Consider the following 6908-nt stretch of genomic DNA (forward strand, 5'->3'; position numbering starts at 1 on the left):
CATAGTGTTTACTATCTTAACTACTTTTATTACAACTATTTATTCTGTACTCTTCGTTATTTTTCTCTATGAAAGTATTATTTAAATTACTATAAATACGGTTTAGTTTCCTACACTATATTTCTTTTATTTTTTTATTATTTAAGAAAAGGTGTTCCCGAGGAACACCTTTTTAAATTTAGTATTCTTCAGGAAGTAAGATAGTTATTAATAAACTCTTTATTGAATAATCATACTCACTCATAATCCAAATTTTATGTCCATTTATCATATAGACCCCCATAAATCTATCTTCATATTTTGAATTAGGATTTTTTAATAATTCATTTTGAAATTCTTTATCCTCATTACATAAAATTCCCCAATCATCAGAATGGAATTTTAATAAAGCTGACATTAAATCTTTGTCTTTAAATTCCCCACTTTCAATTAAATAATTAACTCCATTTGTCATAACTACTCTCAATTTCATAAATAGCACCTTTCCTTTCTTGTTGTTTGTTTTTTTTGTTGAGCCTAAGACTACATATTGGAGTGAGTTGTAAAGGAAAATGGAATAAAAAATTTTGGCTGCTATTCCTGGTAAGGATCATAGCCGACAAAAATTTTTATGGAATGGCTTTACAACTTGAACGGAAATATGATAGGCTGGTGCTTCAAAAAAAACATAAAAATAAAAAAGAAGTCCCTAAGGACTTCTTACCTTTTTGATTTATTAGACTAATAATTTAAAATCAATCCAATCACCAAACATATTACTTATATCGTCTATAGCTTCATTAATAGAATTATATTTATAACTTCTTTCATTTTTAAAATTTATATACCACCAACTGCTCTTATAATATTCAACTTCTATAAATACAAGTTCATTTTTAATAGAATTTCTTGCTCTAAATTCACAAATTTTTTTTCTCATAATATTACCTTCCTTAACTATACTTAATCTCTCCAATATTTTTTCTTATATCTATGAAGTCCTTCAAAAGTCATTGTTTCATTTACTTTATCACAATATTCTTTATAGGTTAAAAGTACATATATACTCATTTCTATTCTCCTTTACTTTAGGCAAACAATGAGTTATAATCTTATTGTGAGTAAGGGTGTAACTTCATTGTTATGCCTTTTTTTATTTATACAATTCCTTTTTCTTTTAAACTTGTATAATCATCACCAATTATTAAATGGTCTAATAATTTAATTCCTAATAAATCCCCTCCGTCCTTAATTCTTCGTGTTATTGAAATATCTTCTTTACTTGGTGTAGTGTCGCCACTTGGGTGATTATGTGCCAGTATTATACTTGCAGCATTACTTAGAATAGCAGGTTTAAAAACTTCTCTTGGGTGAACCACACTAGCATTTAATGAACCTATACATATAGTGCTTATAGATGTTATTTTATTTTTAGTATCTAGTGTTAATAATACTAAATGCTCTCTATCAACTCCATCTAAGTATTCAGATACTATTTTATAAACATCTTTAGGTGAACCAATATTCTTATTATCCACAAGCATACTTTTTACTTTTTCCATCTTGATAGTTACAATATTAATTCTGTTCAAAAAATCAATTCCTTTCTTTTTAAATTAACACCCTGGTTTAAAATCCCATGTGTTGTTGTTTTTTTGTTGAGCCTAAGACTACATATTGGAGTGAGTTGTAAAGGAAAATGGAATAAAAATTTTTGGCTGCTAACTGCAGATCCAGTTGGCCGACAAAAAATTTTATGGAATGGCTTTACAACTTGAACGGAAATATGATAGGCTGGTGCTTCAAAAAAACAATATAAAAAAAGAAGTCCCAAAGGACTTCTTACCTATTTGGATGCACTCCATCGGGTACCCGCTTATAGTAAAAATAAGTTTAGTTATTCTTTGCTTTAGCTTGGTCGCTCGGTAGATGGAACAAGCTAAGGCAATAGAATATCTTAACTTATTGAAACGTTATAAGTGGGTGATGGGATTAGTGCCAGGATATTTAAATCAAATAAAATAAAGTTGTTGCTCTTATTATACTTTATATTCGCTTGAATCTTCACTTTTAATAATGAACTGCTTTTCATCATTCTCAATTTTATATTCAAATTTCTCCATATCATCTTTAATTTCTTCTTTAGTTGAATTTCTCATATCTTCATTTTTATTAATCATAAATATTTCCCTCCATATTTTCATTTAAAATTGTGATGTTAATGCTAATTCTTGTGTTAATAACTCTCCTGATACAATGTGATTGAATAATGCAAAATTACTTTTTCCTTTTTTATCTTGAATCATCACAAATCTATTATCTTTATTTAAAGTTTTATCATAAGCTTTGTGGAATATATTTTTAACTATAGGACTATCAAAATTCATATCGCTATATTTCAATTCCAATCTTTCCAATAATGATTTATTTTCAACTTTTATATAATCTAACCATATTACACTTTCATCTATTTCTGATTTATTATATAACCTTAAATAGTTTCTAGGCTCATTATCTTTTACTGTAAATACTATTCTATCTACAGATCTTCCCTTTTTAATTTTTTCTTTTATCTTTATTTCCATGATTCCTGTAGAATTTATTTCATCAATACTTCTCTTTAGTATATTGGTTTCAAAAGAATTAAATGTTTTATTTTTATCTCCTAACTGCAACATATCTCTTAATTCTTGAACTGAAAATTCAATATCTCTTTTTGCTCCAGTCCAACTTCTCAATATTATGTAAAACCTTTGAGCATAAATACCTTTTAATCTATATATAACTTGTAAAGCATTTTGAGTATGACCTAATCCTAAGTCAAAAAGATATTTATATAGTTTAGCTGGAACAACAACTTGATAATTTCCAGTTTCTTTTTCTATATAAAAGTGGCTTATTAATGAAGCTATCATCTTAGCCCTAACTCCATCTCGTGTAACTGTGTCAAATGTAATACTACAATTACTTAATGCTGAAAAGGTTTCTTTTAAGGAGTTTTCAGTTCTATCATTTTTTCGTTTAAAAATTTCGTTAAAATCTTCAGGAGTTAATTTACATATTAAAGTTTCTATCTCACATAGACTTTTCCATTTTAATATATCATCTTCACTAAGTTCAGTTTTCCTATTTTCAGCTATTATATATTCTTTATTATCTCTTTGTATTGCATACATCAACTTTAAAAATAAGTTATTCTCTTTTTCTCCTATTGAATATCTACCCCTAGCAATACTATTAGGCGTTGCTAATATCTCATAAGACATTTATTACACCTCTTTCTATTATTTTACTTATTAATATAATTATATATATACAACATCACATTTGCAATATTAATGTTGTGTTTTGTGTTTTAAGGTATCAATTTGATGTGGTATCAATTTGATGTGGTTTAAGTATCAATTTGATGTGGTATTATATTTTCCCAGTATCAATTTGATGTGGTATTATATTGAGGGAGTATCAATTTGATGTGCTTTAAGTATCAATTTGAAGTGTTTTATCTTCCACAACTTACTAAAATAGCCATCTTTGAACACTCTAAATACTATACATAAATACTATACATAAATACTATAATCTTTAAATTCTGATGAAAGGTTATCCTTTCATCAGAATTTTTATTTATTTTATTTCATCTTTCAAAGTTCTAAGAATTGAAGTAGCCATCATAGTTTTGTCAAGTTGTTCTAATATATCATCAGTTATAACAATTTTATTATCTTTCATTTTTCTATGTTGTTTAAGGATAGATACTAAACCTTGATATACGCTTTTTAAATCTGCTACTAATTTATAATTTTCTTTAAATTCATCAGATTTATCTTTATTCTCCTTAGACTTTGCTTTCATTTCTTCTAATTCTTTTCTATAACGTTCCTTTTCTTCTTTATTAGAATTAGCTTCATTTTTTATATTTTCAATTTCTGATAAATATTTATTATCTAAATCTTTTTTAAGTTCTTCTCTTAATTGATTTTCAAGTTCCTTTATTTCTTCCTCCGATTTATTTTCACTTTTATCTAATTCACTTTTTAATCTTAAAACTTCATCACTTATAAGTTTCTTACTTCTAAGAGCTTCGTCTTTCTCATTTTCTATTCTTCTTATCTCAACTGATTTTTCATTTTCTATTTTTCTTATTTCAACTAACTTTTCATTTTCTAACCTTTTAAGTTCATCAGCTTTTTCTTGTTCAAGTTTCTTTAGCTTTACTTTTAACTCTGTAGCTTCTTCCTTACTAATTTCAACTTTATTATTTATTATTTCTAAGATAACTTTTTGATTATCTTCACTTAAACTTGAAAATTCACTTGCATTAGCAATAGTTAAATTACCATTTTCAAGTATTTCTTTTAACTCTGGAATAAGATTTTTATTTATTCTTTCATATCTTCCTACTTGTGTTGGAGATAATTTTAAATCATTAGCAATTATTTCTCTTATCTTTCCTGGAACTTTCTCACCATTTTTCTTTTTAGTTTTATATAGTTCAGTAAGCCTTTTTACTTGTTCAAGCTTTTCTATTTCTGTTAACTCTCTAGTTTGAGCATTAGCTTGAATAAGAATTATTTCACTATCAATATCATTCGCTTCAATAACCTTACAAGGAACTAAAGCAAATATTTCGTTTCCTTGTTCAACTAATTGTGTAAGAGCAGTATATCTTCTTTCACCACTTATTAACTCATATTTTCCATTATCTAATTTTCTAACAACTAAATTATGATTTAATCCATTCATCTTAATATCTTCTGCCAGTTCATCTACATTCACTATTTCATAGAAATTTTTCTTATTTCTTTCAATATCTTTTATATCTATATATTGAACATTGAAGTTATTTTTATCTTCAATTTCATTAGCTTTCTTAACATTTTGTGATACACTATTTAACATTCCTTGGCTTATTGAAAATTTCTTACTCATATCTATAACAACCTTTCTTTATTTAACTATTTTTTATTGGGGGTGTCCCCGAGGGACACCTACATTTTTAAAATACTTCTTTACATAAATCTCTATAATTTATACTTGCCCTAGCTTTCTTATTACCAAATACTACAGGACATTCATCAAATGTACTTTCTATTACTTTTACATTTTGCTTTATTGTAGTATTAAACATCTTATTACCTAATAAATTTTTAAGTTCCTTCTTTATAAGCTTATTTACTGTTGTTGCACTATCCATTGTTATAAAACAACCTTTAAAATTAAGATTAGGGTTAAATTCATCTTTCATATCTTCAATACTTTCAAGTAAATATTCAAGTCCATCAAGAGCGAATTTGTCTATTTTTATTGGGACAAAAACTTCATCACTAGCACATAAAGCATTAGTAGTAATCATATTTAAACTAGGAGGACAATCTATTAAACAATAATCATATTCATTATTTAGATTTTTAAGAGCCTTTGATAATCTATTTTGTTGACTTCTTGTATTATCAATAAGAATATTTCTATCAGCAAAAGTTAAATTTATATTAGCGGGTAAAATATCTATATTCTCAAAATCTGTTTTCTTTATTACCTTATGTATATCTAAATGTTTATCTAATAAAACATCTGATACAGTTAAATCGTCCATACTATAGGCTTTAAATAGCTTTGTAAGGTTACTTTGAGGGTCTAGGTCTACCAATAATACCTTTTTACCTTCTTGGCTTAAACAAGCCCCTAAATTAGCTGTAGAAGTTGTTTTTGCAACTCCACCTTTTATATTAAAAATTGATACTTTTTTCATAATTAATTCCTCCATTTTCTAATTAATATTTATTTAAAATCTCATTATATTTGTTATTGGTAGGTGTCCTTTGGGGACACCTTTTGGCTTATCTAAAAATTAGAACAAATGATGTTGCTAGGGTAACTAGTAGGTTTAATATAACTATTATTATTGAAGCAATATTTAATTTTTTTTCTGTCATTTTTATTGATACCTCCTTAATAATTTGTTATCATTAAAGAAGAATGATTTTGGAACAGGAGGGGGGTAAACCCTCCCTTGACTAGCCTACTTGCTAAGTAGTGAGATTAGATTAATAATTGCAATAACTAAATTGAGCAATGCAGTTAAAAGAATTATTAATTTGTCAGTTCCGATTTTGTTCTTCTTTTTTTTCTTTTTTTTCACCAAATCACCCCCTTTCAATAAATGAAACTATCTTTTGAAAACTTGTATATATCTAACTTTACGAGGTACTTCTTTACCTTTGATAGATACTAAATCTTCATGCCCTTGGGAAACATATAAAATCTTAAAATCTTTTAATTCTTCAATATCTTTAATTTTCATATCCCCAAAAAGGTCAACTCTCATTTTTGATTTATCAGCTATCTCTTTATCAGTAGCAGATAAGAAAATTTTGTATTGGCACATACTATCAACTCCTAAAATATAAACTTTAAATTAGCACTCCTACCGTCGTGTTGTTGTTTTTTTGTTGAGCCTAAGACTACATATTGGAGTGAGTTGTAAAGGAAAATGGAATAAAAATTTTTGGCTGCTAACTGCAGATCCAGTTGGCCGACAAAAAATTTTATGGAATGGCTTTACAACTTGAACGGAAATATGATAGGCTAGTGCTTCAAAAAAACAAGATAAAAAAAGAAGTCCCTAAGGACTTCTTACCTATTTGGATGCACTCCATCGGGTACCCGCTTATAGTAAAAATAAGTTTAGTTATTCTTTGCTTTAGCTTGGTCGCTCGGTAGATGGAACAAGCTAAGGCAATAGAATATCTTAACTTATTGAAACGTTATAAGTGGGTGATGGGATTAGTGCCAATTTGTTTGAGACTGTAGATAATTTTGTGTAATATAGTTTCTTATAAATCAAATATTACTGGAAATTTTGATTTCCAGTAATATTTTTTTATTATCTAGAAATACTAATAATGTGTTTTTCTGTTCTTTTATAT

Annotated in this window: 8 protein-coding genes; all 8 read right to left on the minus strand. The window is 26.9% G+C overall.

The window, feature by feature from the left end; translation table 11 throughout:
• Nucleotides 1-178: 178 nt before the first annotated feature.
• Entirely contained in the window at nt 179-472 is a 294-nt protein-coding gene (locus tag EJJ37_RS19285; RefSeq protein WP_042398914.1) for a hypothetical protein, read from the minus strand.
• A 243-nt stretch (nt 473-715) separates the two neighbouring features.
• Nucleotides 716-919 (minus strand): hypothetical protein, encoded by a 204-nt coding sequence (locus EJJ37_RS19290; RefSeq protein ID WP_042398917.1) that lies wholly within the window; start codon nt 917-919, stop codon nt 716-718.
• 217 nt (nt 920-1136) lie between these two features.
• Nucleotides 1137-1571, minus strand: coding sequence for a JAB domain-containing protein (locus EJJ37_RS19295; protein WP_242858519.1), 435 nt, complete (start codon nt 1569-1571; stop codon nt 1137-1139).
• A 447-nt stretch (nt 1572-2018) separates the two neighbouring features.
• On the minus strand, nt 2019-2159 hold the full coding sequence (locus EJJ37_RS20555) for a hypothetical protein (RefSeq protein WP_156327505.1): 141 nt from the start codon (nt 2157-2159) through the stop codon (nt 2019-2021).
• A 24-nt stretch (nt 2160-2183) separates the two neighbouring features.
• Complete coding sequence (locus EJJ37_RS19300) at nt 2184-3245, minus strand: replication initiation protein (protein ID WP_042398924.1); 1062 nt, start codon at nt 3243-3245, stop codon at nt 2184-2186.
• A 361-nt stretch (nt 3246-3606) separates the two neighbouring features.
• On the minus strand, nt 3607-4911 hold the full coding sequence (locus EJJ37_RS19305; RefSeq protein ID WP_133017070.1) for a ParB/RepB/Spo0J family partition protein: 1305 nt from the start codon (nt 4909-4911) through the stop codon (nt 3607-3609).
• Nucleotides 4912-4978: 67 nt separating this feature from the next.
• Nucleotides 4979-5731 carry a ParA family protein gene (locus tag EJJ37_RS19310; RefSeq protein ID WP_042398930.1) on the minus strand — a complete coding sequence of 251 codons (753 nt, stop codon included), beginning with the start codon at nt 5729-5731 and terminating at the stop codon, nt 4979-4981.
• Between the two features lie 417 nt (nt 5732-6148).
• Complete coding sequence (locus tag EJJ37_RS19315; protein WP_042398933.1) at nt 6149-6367, minus strand: hypothetical protein; 219 nt, start codon at nt 6365-6367, stop codon at nt 6149-6151.
• Nucleotides 6368-6908 lie beyond the last annotated feature (541 nt).

The sequence above is a fragment of the Clostridium cuniculi genome (genome assembly GCF_004353185.1).
GTDB lineage: Bacteria > Bacillota > Clostridia > Clostridiales > Clostridiaceae > Clostridium > Clostridium cuniculi.

Bases quoted from the DNA above. Each gene is read 5' to 3' on its own strand.
- EJJ37_RS20555 (WP_156327505.1), bottom strand. From the start codon at position 2,159: ATGATTAATAAAAATGAAGATATGAGAAATTCAACTAAAGAAGAAATT.
- EJJ37_RS19315 (WP_042398933.1), bottom strand. From the start codon at position 6,367: ATGTGCCAATACAAAATTTTCTTATCTGCTACTGATAAAGAGATAGCT.
- EJJ37_RS19290 (WP_042398917.1), bottom strand. From the start codon at position 919: ATGAGAAAAAAAATTTGTGAATTTAGAGCAAGAAATTCTATTAAAAAT.
- EJJ37_RS19285 (WP_042398914.1), bottom strand. From the start codon at position 472: ATGAAATTGAGAGTAGTTATGACAAATGGAGTTAATTATTTAATTGAA.
- EJJ37_RS19310 (WP_042398930.1), bottom strand. From the start codon at position 5,731: ATGAAAAAAGTATCAATTTTTAATATAAAAGGTGGAGTTGCAAAAACA.
- EJJ37_RS19305 (WP_133017070.1), bottom strand. From the start codon at position 4,911: ATGAGTAAGAAATTTTCAATAAGCCAAGGAATGTTAAATAGTGTATCA.
- EJJ37_RS19300 (WP_042398924.1), bottom strand. From the start codon at position 3,245: ATGTCTTATGAGATATTAGCAACGCCTAATAGTATTGCTAGGGGTAGA.